13 protein-coding genes are annotated in these 15,228 nt (G+C 59.2%); 8 read left to right on the top strand and 5 right to left on the bottom strand.

What is annotated here, in order from left to right; translation table 11 throughout:
* Positions 1 to 232: 232 nt before the first annotated feature.
* The 3 genes from secA (at position 233) to HX805_RS24000 (ending at position 5,294) form a co-directional block, all read left to right on the top strand.
* On the top strand, positions 233 to 2,968 hold the full coding sequence (secA, locus tag HX805_RS24010; protein ID WP_003209775.1) for a preprotein translocase subunit SecA: 2,736 nt from the start codon (positions 233 to 235) through the stop codon (positions 2,966 to 2,968).
* A gap of 122 nt (positions 2,969 to 3,090) precedes the next feature.
* Positions 3,091 to 4,308, top strand: coding sequence for a bifunctional glutamate N-acetyltransferase/amino-acid acetyltransferase ArgJ (gene argJ / locus HX805_RS24005; protein WP_003209777.1), 1,218 nt, complete (start codon positions 3,091 to 3,093; stop codon positions 4,306 to 4,308).
* Positions 4,309 to 4,349: 41 nt separating this feature from the next.
* Entirely contained in the window at positions 4,350 to 5,294 is a 945-nt protein-coding gene (locus HX805_RS24000; protein WP_003209779.1) for a Nudix family hydrolase, read from the top strand.
* Positions 5,295 to 5,442: 148 nt separating this feature from the next.
* Here the strand turns inward: HX805_RS24000 and HX805_RS23995 are convergent, their stop codons facing one another.
* Genes HX805_RS23995 through HX805_RS23985 form a run of 3 tightly spaced genes read right to left on the bottom strand, consistent with a single transcriptional unit; the run spans position 5,443 to position 9,024 of the window.
* Complete coding sequence (locus HX805_RS23995; protein ID WP_008432363.1) at positions 5,443 to 6,021, bottom strand: cob(I)yrinic acid a,c-diamide adenosyltransferase; 579 nt, start codon at positions 6,019 to 6,021, stop codon at positions 5,443 to 5,445.
* 2 nt (positions 6,022 to 6,023) lie between these two features.
* Positions 6,024 to 8,060: an ATP-binding protein gene (locus tag HX805_RS23990; RefSeq protein ID WP_003209782.1), complete on the bottom strand. Its 2,037-nt coding sequence runs from the start codon at positions 8,058 to 8,060 to the stop codon at positions 6,024 to 6,026.
* 46 nt (positions 8,061 to 8,106) lie between these two features.
* The gene (locus HX805_RS23985; RefSeq protein ID WP_177067572.1) at positions 8,107 to 9,024 is read right to left on the bottom strand and encodes a putative 2-dehydropantoate 2-reductase; all 918 of its coding nucleotides are present in this window, start codon (positions 9,022 to 9,024) and stop codon (positions 8,107 to 8,109) included.
* A 126-nt stretch (positions 9,025 to 9,150) separates the two neighbouring features.
* Between HX805_RS23985 and HX805_RS23980 the strand changes: the two genes are divergently transcribed.
* Positions 9,151 to 9,636, top strand: a complete 486-nt coding sequence (locus tag HX805_RS23980) for a YajQ family cyclic di-GMP-binding protein (protein ID WP_017475669.1) — start codon at positions 9,151 to 9,153, stop codon at positions 9,634 to 9,636.
* Positions 9,637 to 9,771: 135 nt separating this feature from the next.
* Positions 9,772 to 10,614 carry a mechanosensitive ion channel family protein gene (locus HX805_RS23975; protein ID WP_177009703.1) on the top strand — a complete coding sequence of 281 codons (843 nt, stop codon included), beginning with the start codon at positions 9,772 to 9,774 and terminating at the stop codon, positions 10,612 to 10,614.
* Positions 10,615 to 10,805: 191 nt separating this feature from the next.
* On the opposite strand, the gene HX805_RS23970 is transcribed toward HX805_RS23975, so the two are convergent.
* Entirely contained in the window at positions 10,806 to 12,077 is a 1,272-nt protein-coding gene (locus HX805_RS23970; protein ID WP_003209790.1) for an OprD family porin, read from the bottom strand.
* A gap of 883 nt (positions 12,078 to 12,960) precedes the next feature.
* Here HX805_RS23970 and HX805_RS23965 point away from each other — a divergent pair.
* On the top strand, positions 12,961 to 13,386 hold the full coding sequence (locus tag HX805_RS23965; protein WP_177081661.1) for an HIT domain-containing protein: 426 nt from the start codon (positions 12,961 to 12,963) through the stop codon (positions 13,384 to 13,386).
* A gap of 3 nt (positions 13,387 to 13,389) precedes the next feature.
* On the top strand, positions 13,390 to 13,596 hold the full coding sequence (locus HX805_RS23960; protein WP_003209796.1) for a SlyX family protein: 207 nt from the start codon (positions 13,390 to 13,392) through the stop codon (positions 13,594 to 13,596).
* Between the two features lie 85 nt (positions 13,597 to 13,681).
* On the opposite strand, the gene HX805_RS32525 is transcribed toward HX805_RS23960, so the two are convergent.
* Complete coding sequence (locus HX805_RS32525; protein ID WP_003209798.1) at positions 13,682 to 14,284, bottom strand: cold-shock protein; 603 nt, start codon at positions 14,282 to 14,284, stop codon at positions 13,682 to 13,684.
* A gap of 428 nt (positions 14,285 to 14,712) precedes the next feature.
* On the opposite strand from HX805_RS32525, the gene HX805_RS23950 reads away from it, so the two are divergent.
* Entirely contained in the window at positions 14,713 to 15,186 is a 474-nt protein-coding gene (locus tag HX805_RS23950) for a Dps family protein (protein WP_003209800.1), read from the top strand.
* Positions 15,187 to 15,228 lie beyond the last annotated feature (42 nt).

The following is a 15,228-nucleotide window of genomic DNA, read 5'->3' as shown; positions in this document are numbered from 1 at the left end:
GGCAGTTTATCCATTAAATCAACGAGTAACTTATTGCCCGAATGGGTTGAAGTTCAGCAAAAAGCCCTTATTTTAAACAAGCCCTCCAAGAGCGCCGTGCCAGCATCGTGGAATAACGCCACTTTCCTCACCCACGTTTCCGGGTAGAATGCTCGTTCGCATGCGGCCGTGAGGGCTGCTCGGGCGACTCACGGGGCGCCCTCCATCCCTATGTGTGGAAGAACCTGCCGATATGTTTGCGCCTTTGTTAAAGAAACTTTTTGGAAGCAAGAATGAGCGCGAAGTCAAACGCATGCTCAAGACGGTGCAGCTGGTCAATGCCTTCGAAGAGCAGATGGTTGCCCTTTCGGACGAGCAATTGCGCGCCAAGACCGAAGAGTTCAAGGCCCGCATAGCCAAAGGTGAAACCCTCGACAAGCTGCTTCCCGAAGCCTTTGCGGTCGCCCGCGAAGCCGGTAAGCGTGTCATGGGCATGCGCCACTTCGACGTCCAGTTGATCGGCGGCATGACCTTGCATGAAGGCATGATTGCCGAAATGCGTACCGGTGAAGGCAAGACCCTGGTAGCTACCCTGGGCGTTTACCTCAACGCATTGTCCGGCAAGGGCGTGCACGTTGTGACAGTGAACGACTACCTCGCCCGCCGGGATGCCAACTGGATGCGTCCGCTGTACGAATTCCTCGGCCTGACGGTCGGCGTTGTCACGCCGTTCCAGCCGCCGGAAGAGAAGCGCGCCGCCTACGCTGCCGACATCACCTACGGTACCAACAACGAATTCGGTTTCGACTACCTGCGCGACAACATGGCGTTCAGCATGGAAGAAAAATTCCAGCGCGAACTCAATTTTGCCGTGATCGACGAAGTCGACTCCATCCTGATCGACGAAGCCCGTACCCCGCTGATCATCTCCGGTCAGGCAGAGGACAGCTCGCGCCTGTACACCGAGATCAACAAGCTGATCCCGCGCCTTGAGCAACACATCGAGGAAGTGGAAGGCGTGGTGACCAAAGAAGGTCACTTCACCATCGACGAGAAGACCCGCCAGGTCGAACTCAACGAAGCCGGTCACCAGTTCGTCGAAGACATGCTGACCCAGATCGGCCTGCTGGCCGAAGGCGAGAGCCTGTACTCGGCGCACAACCTGGGTCTGTTGACCCACGTGTATGCCGGCCTGCGCGCCCACAAGCTGTTCCATCGCAACGTTGAATACATCGTGCAGGACGGCCAGGTCGTACTGGTCGACGAACACACCGGTCGTACCATGCCGGGTCGCCGTTTGTCGGAAGGCCTGCACCAGGCGATCGAAGCCAAGGAAGCCCTGAACATCCAGGCTGAAAGCCAGACCCTGGCCTCGACCACCTTCCAGAACTACTTCCGTCTGTACAACAAACTGTCCGGCATGACCGGTACAGCCGACACCGAAGCGTTCGAATTCCACCAGATCTACGGTCTGTCGGTGATGGTTATCCCGCCGAACAAGCCGCTGGCGCGTAAAGACTTCAACGACCTGGTGTTCCTGACCGCCGACGAGAAATACGCTGCAATCGTCGCCGACATCAAGGAATGCATGGCCCAGGGCCGTCCAGTGCTGGTGGGTACTGCCACCATCGAAACTTCCGAGCACATGTCCAGCTTGCTGGCCAAGGAAGGCATCGAGCACAAGGTCCTCAACGCCAAGTTCCACGAAAAAGAAGCCGAGATCATTGCCCAGGCCGGTCGCCCGGGCGCACTGACCATCGCCACCAACATGGCCGGTCGTGGTACCGACATCCTGTTGGGCGGTAACTGGGAAGTGGAAGTTGCGTCCCTGGACAACCCGACCCCTGAGCAGATCGCGCAGATCAAGGCCGACTGGCAGAAGCGCCACCAGCAAGTGCTGGAGTCCGGCGGCTTGCAGGTGATCGCGTCCGAGCGTCACGAATCGCGCCGTATCGACAACCAGTTGCGTGGTCGTGCCGGTCGTCAGGGTGACGCCGGTTCCAGCCGTTTCTACCTGTCCCTGGAAGACAGCCTGATGCGCATCTTCGCCTCGGATCGGGTGAAGAACTTTATGAAAGCCCTGGGCATGCAGTCCGGTGAGGCGATTGAACACCGCATGGTGACCAACGCCATCGAGAAGGCCCAGCGCAAGGTAGAAGGCCGTAACTTCGACATTCGTAAGCAACTGCTCGAGTTCGATGACGTCAACAACGAACAGCGTAAAGTGATTTATCACATGCGTAACAGTTTGTTGGCCGCCACCAACATCGGCGAGACCATTGCCGATTTCCGCCAGGACGTGCTCAACGCCACCGTCAGCGCCCATATCCCGCCACAGTCCCTGCCTGAGCAGTGGGATGTTGCCGGCCTGGAAGCTGCGTTGAAGAGCGACTTCGGTGTCGACTTGCCGGTCCAGCAATGGCTCGACGAAGACGACCACCTGTACGAAGAAACCCTGCGCGAGAAGCTCATGACCGAGCTGCTGGCCGCGTACAACGAGAAAGAAGAGCAGGCGAGTGCCGAAGCACTGCGCACCTTCGAGAAGCAAATCGTACTGCGTGTGCTGGACGACCTGTGGAAAGACCACCTGTCGACCATGGACCACCTGCGTCACGGCATCCACTTGCGTGGCTACGCCCAGAAGAACCCGAAGCAGGAGTACAAGCGCGAGTCGTTCACGCTGTTCTCCGAACTGCTGGATTCGATCAAGCGCGATTCGATTCGTGTGCTGTCCCACGTTCAGGTGCGTCGCGAAGACCCGATCGAGGAAGAAGCCCGCCTGCGTCAGGAAGCCGAGGCACTGGCTGCGCGCATGCAGTTCCAGCACGACGAAGCGCCTGGTCTTGAGGCTCCGGAAGTATTGGGCGAAGAGGTCGATGTGGCCCTGGCCCAGGCCCCGGTGCGCAACGAACAGAAGCTGGGCCGCAACGAACTGTGCTGGTGCGGTTCGGGCAAGAAGTTCAAACACTGCCACGGCGAAATCAACTAAGATTTTCGCCTGACGCTGCAACACCCCCGCGCCGCGACCGGCATCAGCCGTCGCGGCGTTTTGCCATTTCGTTACCGTCGATAGCGACGGGGTACACACCCAATATTTTTAGGAGCGCATTCATGGCTGTTGGTCTTGGTCCTTTGCCCACGTTGCACCCGGTTGCCGGTTTTGAACTCGGTATCGCTTCGGCGGGCATCAAGCGCCCGGGGCGCAAGGATGTGGTGGTGATGCGCTGTGCCGAAGGCTCGACCGTCGCGGGTGTGTTCACCCTGAACGCGTTTTGCGCCGCGCCCGTGATTCTGGCCAAGCAGCGTGTCGAAGGCCCGGTGCGTTACCTGTTGACCAACACCGGCAATGCCAACGCCGGGACCGGCGAGCCTGGCCTGGCCGCCGCTGCCCGCACCTGCGCCAAGCTGGCGGAGCTGACCGGCGTAGACGCCAGCCAGGTGCTGCCGTACTCCACCGGTGTGATCGGTGAGCCGCTGCCGGTAGAGAAAATCGAAGGCGCGTTGCAAGCAGCGCTGGATGACCTGTCGGTGGATAACTGGGCGGCTGCGGCTACCGGGATCATGACCACCGATACTCTGCCAAAAGGCGCCAGCCGTCAGTTTGTGCACGAAGGCGTGACCGTTACCGTCACGGGCATCAGCAAAGGCGCCGGCATGATTCGCCCGAACATGGCGACCATGCTGGGCTATATCGCCACCGACGCCAAAGTCTCCCGTGACGTGCTGCAAAACCTGATGCTCGACGGCGCCAACAAGTCCTTCAACCGCATCACCATCGACGGCGACACCTCGACCAACGATTGCTGCATGTTGATCGCCACCGGCCAGGCTGACCTGCCGGAAATCACCTCGTCCAACGGCGCGTATTTCGCAGCGTTGAAGCAGGCCGTGTTCGAAGTGTGCATGGACGTGGCCCAGGCCATCGTGCGCGACGGCGAAGGCGCCACCAAGTTTGTGACGGTTGAAGTCAACGGCGGCGGTAACCACCAGGAATGCCTGGATGTCGGTTACACCGTGGCTCACTCGCCGCTGATCAAGACCGCACTGTTTGCCTCCGATCCGAACTGGGGCCGTATCCTGGCCGCTGTGGGCCGTGCCGGCGTGCCGAACCTGGACGTGAGCAAGATCGACGTGTTCCTCGGCGAAGTGTGCATCGCCAGCCGTGGCGCCCGGGCCGAGACGTACACCGAAGCCCAGGGGTCGGCGGTGATGCAGCAGGAAGAAATCACCATCCGTATCGAATTGGGTCGCGGTGAGTGCAGCGAAACCATCTGGACCACCGACCTGTCCCACGAGTACGTGAAGATCAACGCGGAATACCGCACCTGATACCAGGCAGGTCTTCAAACCGATTCAGAGGAAATAGTGCGGTGAAACGAGTTCATGTAGCAGCAGCGGTCATCCGGGGTGTCGACGGCAGGATTCTGCTGGCGCGCCGCGCCGATACGCAGCATCAGGGCGGCCTCTGGGAGTTTCCCGGTGGCAAGGTGGAGGCCGATGAGTCGGTCGCTACCGCGCTGTCCCGTGAATTGCAGGAGGAGCTGGGCATCCAGGTCACGGCGGCTCGCCCGTTGATCAAGGTGCAGCATGATTACCCGGACAAACAGGTGTTGCTGGATGTCTGGGAAGTCTCGGCCTTTACCGGCGAGCCCCACGGTGCCGAAGGCCAACCCCTTGAGTGGGTGGCCCAGCGGGACCTGCCGAACTATGAGTTTCCGGCAGCCAATGCGCCGATCGTTGCGGCGGCGCGTTTACCGGCTGACTACTTGATCACTCCGGGCGAGCTGGAGACACCCGTCCTGCTGCGCGGTATTCAAAAAGCCATCGCTGGTGGCATCAAGCTGGTTCAGCTGCGTGCCCCCAACGGTTACGACCCCAAGTACCGTGACCTGGCGGTGGATGCCGTGGGCCTGTGTGCGGGCAAGGCGCAACTGATGCTCAAGGGGCCGTTTGAATGGCTGGGGGATTTTCCCGCGGCCGGCTGGCATATGACCTCGGCGCAACTGCGCAAGTACGCCAGCAAGGGACGTCCTTTGCCGAAGGATCGCTGGTTGGCGGCGTCTTGCCACAATGCTGAGGAATTAGCCTTGGCGGAGTTGATGGACGTGGATTTCGTCACCTTGTCGCCGGTGCAGCCGACCCTGACTCATCCTGATGCCGAGCCGTTGGGCTGGGAGCAGGCGCAGCAGTTGATCAGTGGGTTCAGCAAACCGGTGTTCTTGCTCGGTGGGGTGGGTCCTGCTGAGCGGGAAAAGGCCTGGGAGGCTGGTGCTCAAGGTGTGGCGGGGATTCGGGCGTTCTGGCCTGAGGTTTAGGCATAACCCTGGCGAGTGGCCAAGGGAGCTGTTGTGGCGAGGGAGCTTGCTCCCGTTGGGCTGCGTAGCAGACCCAAAATATTGGGAGCGCTGCGCACTCCAGCGGGAGCAAGCTCCCTCGCCACAGGTTGCAATCGGTCAGTAAGCGTCAGTGCGGCTTTGCCGCCGCCTGCCACAAGATCTCTGCAACGCCCTGGCGCTTGGCAATCACCCTGGCTGCCACAAAGAGCAAGTCCGACAGCCGGTTGATGTACGCCAACCCGACGCCTTCCAGCGGTTCCTCTGCATTCAGGTGCTGACACCGGCGCTCCGCACTGCGAGCCAGGCTTCGGCATACATGGGCCTGGGCAATCAACGCCGAACCACCCGGCAGAATGAAGTTCTCCAGCGGCCCGACCTCTTCATTCCAGCGATCGATCGCCGCCTCAAGGCGGTCGACTTCCGCCGCGTTCAGCGCCTTGTACACCGGCATCGCCAATTCGCCGCCCAGGTCAAACAGACGATGCTGGCAAGGTGTCAGCACCTCGATCACATCCTTCAACGCTGGATGCTGCCCGCTTTGTTCCTCCAATCCCGCCAGCAACAAACCCAACTGGCTGTTCAGCGCATCCACCTCGCCAATCGCCTCCACCCGTGGATGGTCCTTGGGCACGCGGCGGCCGTCGCCCAGGCCGGTTTCGCCCTTGTCGCCGGTACGGGTGTAAATTTTCGACAGGCGAAAGCCCATGGTTAGCGCTCCAGTTGAGTGAGTTCGTTGGGTGGCAATTGGCTGCCCGCCAGGGGCAGGCGCAAGGTGAAGCAGGTACCCTGGCCAAGGGTCGAATGCACTTCCATCTGCCCCTTGTGATTGTTGGTGATGATGAAATACGAAACCGACAACCCAAGCCCGGTGCCCTGGCCGATTTCCTTGGTGGTGAAGAACGGCTCAAACGTGCGTTTGCGCACGTTCTCGCTCATGCCGATGCCGTTGTCTTCCACCTGGATTTCTGCCCACGGCGGGTTGAGCCGGGTGCGCAGGATGATCCGGCCGGGCTCGCTGCCGTCTTCGCGCTGGTGAATCGCCTGGGCGGCGTTTTTCAGCAGGTTGAGCAGTACTTGCTCCAGTTCGTTGGCGGTGCCGGGGACCGGGCCCAGTTGCGGGTCGAACTGGCGGATGATCGCCTGGCCCTTGAAGTCGAAGCCGACGGTGAGGTCGAAGTCGTTGCCGGCAATTTCCACGGCCTGGTCGATCAAGGCCGGCAAGTCGCACGGCGCCATCTGCCGGTTGCTGCGGCGGCTGAAGCTGAGCATATGAGTGACGATTTTCGCCGCCCGGGCGCCAGCCTGCTGGATGCCGTCGAGCAACTGTGGCACTTCGCGGCTTTGCAGGTAGCGGTTGACCGAGTCCAGGTCGATGCCCGCCTGTTCGGCGTGCTCGAGGTTTTTCGGCAGTTCGTTGGACAACCGGCGGCGAATGTTCTGCACGTTATGCAGGATCGCTCCCAGCGGGTTGTTGATTTCGTGCGCCATGCCGGCGGCCAGGCCACCGACCGAGAGCATTTTCTCTGACTGCACCATCATTTCTTCCAGGGACAAGCGCTGGGTGATGTCGTCGATCCGGATCACCACGCCGCGCCCGGCACCGCCCATCAGCGGGTAGAAGGTCAGGGCGTAGTGCTTGGGTTCGTCATCCTTGACCCAGGTAACGCGCTCGATCCGCTCTACGGTGTGTTGCTCGACCGTGGCCTTGATCTGCGGCAGGAACGGCTTGAGCGGCTGGAAGGCGAGGAAGATCGGCTGGTTCAGTGCCTCGTCCAGGCGGGTCCCGGAAAGTGCGCTGGCTTCCTGGTTCCACTGGGTGACGTAGAGTTGTTCGTCGAGGGCGATCAGCGCCGAGGGCATCGAGTCGATGATGCTGTTGAGGTAGTTCTGGAAGCCGGTGAGCTTTTTCTCGATCTTGCTGCGCACCTGGACTTCCAGTTCCAGCTTGCGGTTGGTGTGGCGGGTTTCTTCCGCCAGGCCCTGGGCTTGATCGTAGGCGGCCTGGGAATCGTCTCGCGCGCGCTTGAGTTGCTGCTCACGGGCTTCAATGCGCGAAAGCATGGTGTTGAAAGCTTCGGCGAGGCTGCCGATTTCATCATGATTGCCGCGCCCGGCGCGCAGGGCGTAGTTCTCTTCCCGGGTGACCTGGCGCGACAATTCTTCCAGTTCGTGGATCGGCCGGGTAATCAGGCGCTTGATCTGCCGGGCGATCACCAGCCACAGCAGCACGCTGAAGATCAGGATACCCAGGCTGGCGGTGAAGGTCCCGGTATAGAAAGCCACCGGCAGTTCGCTGCTGGCCACCAGCAGCAAGTGCCCGGACGGTTTGCCGGCACGGGGCAGGGTGATCACCTGGTTGCTGCGAAATTCGGTGGTACGCCAGGTTTCAATGTCCCGGAAATTATCTGGCAGGTGCAGGCGATTGGCATGTTGCAGCTGGGCCAGGCGCGTGCCATCTCCGTCGTATAAGGCCGCGGCCCGCAATGGCGAGTAGCTGGTCAGTTCATCCAGCAGGGTTTGCGCCTTGAGCGGTGAGTCCAGGGACTCGGCGGCGAGCGAGGGGTTGGACACCAGCCGACCGATGGCCTGCAAGGCCTGGGGCGCCATGCTTTCCTGGGAGATCCAGTAAGCGGCGCTGATAAAGGTCAGGTTGGCCACCAGCAAGACGGTGGTCAACAAAACCAGCAGGGCCGCCAGCAGTTTCTGCCCAACCGGTAGATTTTCGAGACGCTGGCGCAGTGGCATCAAGGTTTTCGCTGCAAAGGAACAAGCAGGCAGGGTAGCGCGTGCTTCAGTCGCTGGGCAATCCGCGTGCAGACAGTTGCCGTACCAGGCGCGCCTGGAGTTGTTGCAGGTGCGGCAAGCTCAGTTGGTGGCGGGCGGCCGCCTGGCAGGCATAGCCCAGCAAATAGCTGATTTCGGTGCGTCGGGCACTGGCCACGTCCTGGTACATCGAGGAGTAATTGGCCGCCGTGGCCTGGATTACCCGTTCCACTTCGCTGTGCAAATCTTCTGCGGCAGCGGGTTGGCCGCAGCATTCCAGCAGGTCGGCGAGTTCGGCGCACAGGGTGGCCACTTCGCACTGATGGTCTTGCAGCTCGCCATTGCGACATTGGTAAAGCACGGTCAGCGGGTTGATGGCGCAGTTCAGGGCCAGTTTGCGCCACAGGCGGGTGAGGATGTCGGTGCTCCACTCATGGGGAATGCCGGCGGCTTGCAGGTCATCCAGCCACAGCGGCGGAGTAGGGTGCCGAGCATCCCCCAGCCAGGTGTAGCCATGGCCGGCAAACACTACTCGCCAGTCACTCTCGCGAAACGCGCCTTCGGTGCTGGAGGCGAAGATGCAGCGTGCCTGGGGCAGTTGGGCGGCGACTGCGTCCTGGCTGCCCAGCCCGTTTTGCAACAGGATCAGTTCGGCGTCCGGCACCAGTCGATGTTCCAGCTGTGCGACGGCTTCCTGGGCGTCGTAGGCCTTGCATGCCACCAGCAGGCGATGAATTGGCCCAGGGCTGTCGGAGGTTTCGCCGACGACCGGGTAGGTGTGGGCCACGCCTTGCTCGACCAGGGTCAGGCCATTGGCCGTCTGATAACTCGCCAACCGCCCGGGATCCCGCAGGATCAGGCGAACGGGCAGACCGGCGCGGGCCAGGCGGGCGGCCCACAGTGTTCCGAGGCTGCCGGCGCCGAGGACGTGCCAGGTGGTCGACATCAGTTTTTACTCCGTAAGGCTGCCCGCAGTGAACGAGGCGAAAGAACCGCTATAATGCCCGGGCATTTTAGCCCGGGCGTGCTCCATCTCTACTGAGCCGCGCCCCTTTTTTATTGGAGAAATTACATGCCGTCGTTCGACGTGGTATCCGAACTGGACAAACATGAAGTCACCAACGCCGTCGAGAACGCCGTCAAGGAGCTGGATCGCCGCTATGACTTGAAGGGCAAGGGCAGCTTCGAGTTCAAGGAAAAAGAGCTGACCGTCAACCTGACCGCGGAAGCCGACTTCCAGCTGGAAGCGATGATTGAGATCCTCAAGCTGTCTCTGGTCAAGCGCAAGATCGACGCGCAATGCCTCGAAATCAAGGATGCCTATGCGTCCGGCAAGCTGATGAAGCAGGAAGCCGTGCTCAAGGAAGGCATCGACAAGGAGCTGGCGAAGAAAATCGTCGCTCACGTCAAGGACGCCAAGCTCAAGGTCCAGGCCTCCATCCAGGGCGAGCAGGTACGTATCACCGGTAAGAAGCGTGACGACTTGCAAGAGGCCATTGCTGCCCTGCGCGCCAAGACCTTCGACATGCCGCTGCAGTTCAATAACTTCCGCGACTGATAGCACTTTGGGGAACCTGTGGGCGTTTTTGACGTCCCACGCCCCAGAACCTGCGCCCACCATTGAGCCCTACGGGGCTCAATTGTATTTAGGGCCAACCAATAGGCCGAGCATCCGGTAAACAGGAGAATGTAGATGGACTTGAACGCTGAAGTGGATCACCTGATCAAGAGCTCGGAGTCATGGTTACCGATGATCATGGAATACGGCAGCCGATTTTTGCTGGCGGTGGTCACCCTGGCCATCGGTTGGTGGCTGATCAACGTCTTGACCCACCGAGTGGGGCGTTTGCTGGCACTGCGTAATGCGGACCTGGCGCTGCAACACTTCATTACCAGCCTTGCGAACATTGCGCTCAAAGTCATGCTGGTGGTCAACGTGGCCTCGATGATCGGCGTGGCAACTACGTCGTTCGTTGCCGCGATCGGTGCCGCTACCCTGGCCATCGGCCTGGCCTTGCAAGGCAGCCTGGCGAACTTTGCCGGCGGCGTGCTGATTCTGTTGTTCCGCCCGTTCCGCATTGGTGACTGGATCGAAGCCCAGGGCACTTCCGGTACCGTCGACAGCATCCAGATCTTTCACACCGTGTTGCGCACCGGCGACAACAAGACGGTGATCATCCCGAACGGCAGCCTGTCCAACGGCCTCATCACCAACACCAACCGTCAGCCGACCCGTAAAGTGGTATTTGATGTGGGTGTCGATTACGAAGCCGACCTGCAGAAAGCGCGCGAAGTGCTGTTGGAACTGGCCAAGGACCCACGGGTACTGGCTGATCCTGCGCCGGCAGCCGTGGTTTCGACCCTGGGCGACAGTTCAATCACTGTGTCCCTGCGAGTCTGGACCAAGACCTCGGATTATTGGGATGTGATGTTCATGTTCAATGAACTGGCACGTGATCGTTTGAAAGGCGCGGGAATCGATATTCCGTTTCCCCAGCGGGTTATTCGAGTAATGCAGGAAAGCGCTACGAAGTAATGCTATGACTTGCGGATCAAACTTGTCGGATGTGTCAGGTTTGATGTGTAGGATCAAACTAGATAGTTAGCTTGCTAGTTATGTGGTTGTTGAGATCAAGTTGCAATAAAAAAGCCGCTCACTTGCGAACAAGTGAGCGGCTTTTTAGTTAGGGCCGAAACCCTAAGTCATCGTTGTAATCAAACTGCCAATTACAAGATGTTCAGCGGGTATTGCGCGATCAGACGCAGTTCGTCGATGGACGCCGAACCGTAGTACACACCATCGCTGGAGCGATAAGTGGCTTGACGCACGCGCAGGCTCAGGTCTTTTGCCGGGCCGCTCTGGATCACGTACTTGGCTTCGATGTCACGTTCCCACTCTTTGCCGTTCGAGGTGTCGGCGGTGTTGGCGCCGGTACCTTTGACGTAGCGAGTCATGAAGCTCAGGCCTGGTACGCCGAAAGTCGCCATGTTCAGGTCGTAGCGAGCCTGGAACGACTTCTCGTCTTCAGCGTTGAAGTCGGAACGAGCGATGGAGTTGGCAAGGAAGATCGTGCCGCCGCCGTCTACGCCGTAGCCGTAGTCACCGTCACCGCTGACCTTCTGGTAGGCCAGGGTAAAGGTGTGAGCCTGGATGGTGTACGCGCCTTGCAAGCTGTAGGCACGGTTGTCCAGTTTGGTGGTGCCGTCTTTCTCAGCCCGTTGCAGGCCAGCGCCATCACTTTTGGTGCTGTAGATGTTGAAGTCGACCGCCAGGGACTGCTCATTGCTGAGCGCATGGGTCCAGTTCAGGTTGGCGTAGGTTTTTTTCCAGTAGTCTTCGGTCTTCGCGTAGTAGAGGCTGGCGCTGACTTCTGGAGTCAGGGCGTAGACACCACCGATGAAGTCGGTTTTTGTCAGGCCCAGGCTGTCGCGGTAGGTCTGGGCTTGTGCCACGCTCGAAGTGAAGTGACCGCCTTCAAGTTTCAGGCCTTTGATCTCGTTGCTGGTCAGCGAGATACCCTGTGGCAATTCAGGCAGCAGACGGCTGTCATCGGAAGCGAATACAGGCGCGGTGGTGTACTGGTCGCCGATTTTCAGGACCGTATCGGAGATACGGAACTTAACTGCGCCGCCGCCCTTGGAGTAATCATCCTGAGCGCGACCGTCGGAGCCAGTTGGAAACAGGCCAGTGCCGGAACGACCCTTGCCGCTGTCCAGTTTGACGCCCAACAGACCGATGACGTCGACACCCACACCGATGGTGCCTTGGGTGAAGCCCGACTGGTACAGGCCGTTGAAGCCCAGACCGGTTTCGTCGACGCGGCTCTTGCCGGTGTCATTGTTACGGAAGTCGCGGCTAAAGTTCAGGAGGCGAGTGTTGATGCTGAAAGTGCTGTCTTCAACAAAGCCCTTTGAATCGTCCTGGGAGGACGCCATTGCGAACTGCGAGGTGCCTGCTGAAACAGCCAGGGCGATCATGCTCCACTTCATCACGCGCATCGTGATTTGCTCCTTTGGTTTTAGGAAGAGTACTGCCGTCCCACCTATATTTTTGTCTGGGCGGCTCTTTCTTTTTTGTGTCGGCGCAAAGTTATATCACGCAGACATTATTGACGATACTTGCACATCTATCCTTTCAGCTTCTTTACGGGCCTGTCGTAAATTGCTAGCTCCATGTCGCAAATTCACAGTCCACTTGTAACCGGACTGACAACTTCAATGCTGTTTAAAAACCTTGGAAGCGGGGTGGAAAAGTCACCCCTGAAAGTTTCAACTCATCCCTGTCAGGCATTGAACCGCTGTTATTTTCCGTCGCGAAACACCTGCTTCCCGCCGGTGCCGTTGTCGACGATATGGGTGTGAATGCAACAAGCGTGCACAAACCCGTAACCGAATGTGATTTTTTCGTGAAAAGTGTCAACGGCCTGTAAAAACCGCATAAGCACGGGCTTTTTACGCCGTTTGGTTTGGCCTTGACGCGCCTGCCGTACTCCGGTTTGGTGGCGCATAAAACCTGTACCAGAGCAAAACGTTACCGGTTCACCCCGTTCGGTGGGTAGTTGGCGGATCCCTTTGAAGCACAAATGGGTCATTTTGGTGCAGTGCTTCACTGACTGCGTTTCTGCTCCCGTTCACCCTTGGCCTTTTGAAAGCCGTCTGGCTCAAGGTCTTGAAGCATGTTCTGCGTCCCGACTTTGACCAGAATTGGATACATTGGTCATTTAGCGTAGCTGAAATATTGGCCTGTCTCGAAATGGTGCGCTTTTTTTCGTGGCGTCCTGTTTGGGCGCGTATTCGGCCACGCGCATTCGCCGTGAAGCGACCGGCATTCGCAGGTATGCTGGGCGCCTGAAACCTGACCCGCCGAACGGGAGTGACTGCTGTGTTCGCCTTAGATCCACGCCTTCAACAAGACACCTTGCCTATCGGGGATTTCCCCCTGTGTCGGCTGCTGCTTTCCAATGACTCGAATTACCCCTGGTTCATCCTGGTGCCGCGCATCGACGGTATCAGCGAAGTGTTTCAACTGGATGTCGCCGACCAGCAGCGGGTGTGGCAGGAAAGCACGGCGCTGGCACAGTGGCTGAACGAAGGGTTCGGCGCCGACAAAATGAATATCGGTGCCTTGGGTAATGTGGTCAGCCAGCTGCACGTGCATGTGATCGTACGCAAGCGCGACGACGCGGCCTGGCCTACGCCGGTCTGGGGCAAGCACCCGGCGAGGCCCTACAGTGACGAGCAAGTGGTGGCAATTCGTGCGCGCCTGCGCGAGATCCTGCCGGCCGACTTCACGTTCCTGGAGGCTTGAGCCATGGATCTTCAAGCCCGTGTGACCGACCTGGAAAGCCGCCTGGCCTTTCAGGACGACACCATCGAGACCCTGAATGACATCCTGGTCACCCAGCAGCGTGCCGTGGAACGCCTGCAGTTGCAGATGACTGCGTTGCTCAAGCGCCAGGAAGAAATGGGCGGCCAGTTCGAGTCGTCCGAGGAAGAGGCGCCGCCGCCTCATTATTAATAAGGCAGGGGTTGAACCCCCGGGCATAAAGAAACCGCGATGCAGCCAGGCTGCATCGCGGTTTCTTTTTTTCGGGGTGCTGGAATCAGCGACGCGGCAATGCGGCGATCACATCTTCAGCTTGCAGCCCCTTGTCACGGTTCATGACGGAGAACTCCACGCGCTGGCCTTCCACCAGTACGCGATGGCCTTCGCCGCGAATCGCCCGGAAGTGGACGAAGATATCGTCGCCCGAATCCCGGGAAATAAAGCCGAAGCCCTTGGAGGTGTTGAACCACTTGACGGTCCCGGTATCCCGGTTGGTCATGTCGTAGCTTTGCGACGCAGCGGCCGGGGAGGAGCGGTAAAAACTGATAGCCAGATGAAGAACGATGGCGACCAGTGCGATTGCCAGGCTGAGCAGGACGGCCGGGTGGCCACCCACTTCAGGCATAGGCGCCAGCAGGGTGAGGGTTTGCACGACAACAGCCAGGACCAGCAGGGCGCTGACCAGGTTTTGCAGTTGATGACGCGGGCCTTTGTTCCAGTATGGAATGACTGGAGCCAGTGTCAGGTTAAGAAGACCAAAGAAGGTCAGGTAGAGAGCGTCAGGTTGCTGCAGGTAAGGCAGGGTCTCTGATCGCAGGCTGGGGATAAAGGACAGCAGCAAAGCTGCAGCGCCCGTTAGCAGGTGGACGATTTTCAACATTTTGATTAACTCACGTTAAGACGGATCACAAGGAAGAGCTGACGGGCACGGTTCGCTTCTGAACAATGGGAGGCGTTGGGCACGTGCACGGGTATCAGCCTATGCCGCTTGCCGCGAAAAATATCGGCGGCGACACGCTGCCTATTTAACAGCAAAGCCTGTGCCTACTCAAATCAAGCATTTCAGGCTGTTACAAGGGGCACGGCATTTCTGCGTCAAACACTTGTCCTAGACAGGTGCAGGCTTTTTCGCAGGCGCCGGGTAATTTTTCCGGTAGCTGTTGAAGCCTTGCCTGTCGGGCAAGCCCGCTCTGCAAGGGGCGATTTGCCGCACCTCGAAAGGGTCAGCCAGGCTGCGCACGGCCGGCACTCTTGCTAGAGTGGTCCTGCACCTGATCAATGAATTTTTATCAATTGAAGGGGAAACACATGGCAATCGATATTGGTATCAGTGAAGAAGACCGTAAATCAATCGTTGATGGACTTTCGCGACTGCTTTCCGATACCTATGTACTTTACCTGAAGACCCACAACTTCCATTGGAACGTAACGGGGCCCATGTTTCGTACACTGCACTTGATGTTTGAAGAGCAGTACAACGAACTGGCGCTGGCGGTGGATTCAATCGCAGAGCGTATTCGTGCCCTGGGCTTTCCCGCACCGGGTGCCTACTCGGTGTATGCGCGACTTTCTTCGATCAAGGAAGAAGAAGGTGTGCCGAGCGCTGAAGACATGATCAAGCAACTGGTCGAAGGCCAGGAAGCGGTGACTCGCACAGCCCGGGGTATCTTCCCGTTGTTGGATAAAGTCAGTGATGAACCGACGGCGGACTTGCTGACCCAGCGTATGCAAGTGCATGAAAAGACCGCATGGATGTTGCGTTCCCTGCTCGAAAACAAGTAACACCGGTGGCGGGCGGGCGTCGAGCTGACGCCCCTCGCATGC

Origin of the sequence: Pseudomonas sp. G5001 (genome assembly GCF_013385475.1) — a bacterium.
Classification (GTDB): Bacteria; Pseudomonadota; Gammaproteobacteria; order Pseudomonadales; family Pseudomonadaceae; genus Aquipseudomonas.
Note: the sequence above shows the minus strand (reverse complement) of the source record. Positions and strands in the feature narration are given on the sequence as shown.

Coding starts and splice junctions, on each gene's coding strand:
- secA (WP_003209775.1), top strand. CDS start 233: ATGTTTGCGCCTTTGTTAAAGAAACTTTTTGGAAGCAAGAATGAGCGC.
- argJ (WP_003209777.1), top strand. CDS start 3,091: ATGGCTGTTGGTCTTGGTCCTTTGCCCACGTTGCACCCGGTTGCCGGT.
- HX805_RS23995 (WP_008432363.1), bottom strand. CDS start 6,021: ATGGGCTTTCGCCTGTCGAAAATTTACACCCGTACCGGCGACAAGGGC.
- HX805_RS23990 (WP_003209782.1), bottom strand. CDS start 8,060: ATGCCACTGCGCCAGCGTCTCGAAAATCTACCGGTTGGGCAGAAACTG.
- HX805_RS23985 (WP_177067572.1), bottom strand. CDS start 9,024: ATGTCGACCACCTGGCACGTCCTCGGCGCCGGCAGCCTCGGAACACTG.
- HX805_RS23980 (WP_017475669.1), top strand. CDS start 9,151: ATGCCGTCGTTCGACGTGGTATCCGAACTGGACAAACATGAAGTCACC.
- HX805_RS23975 (WP_177009703.1), top strand. CDS start 9,772: ATGGACTTGAACGCTGAAGTGGATCACCTGATCAAGAGCTCGGAGTCA.
- HX805_RS23970 (WP_003209790.1), bottom strand. CDS start 12,077: ATGCGCGTGATGAAGTGGAGCATGATCGCCCTGGCTGTTTCAGCAGGC.
- HX805_RS23960 (WP_003209796.1), top strand. CDS start 13,390: ATGGATCTTCAAGCCCGTGTGACCGACCTGGAAAGCCGCCTGGCCTTT.
- HX805_RS32525 (WP_003209798.1), bottom strand. CDS start 14,284: ATGTTGAAAATCGTCCACCTGCTAACGGGCGCTGCAGCTTTGCTGCTG.
- HX805_RS23950 (WP_003209800.1), top strand. CDS start 14,713: ATGGCAATCGATATTGGTATCAGTGAAGAAGACCGTAAATCAATCGTT.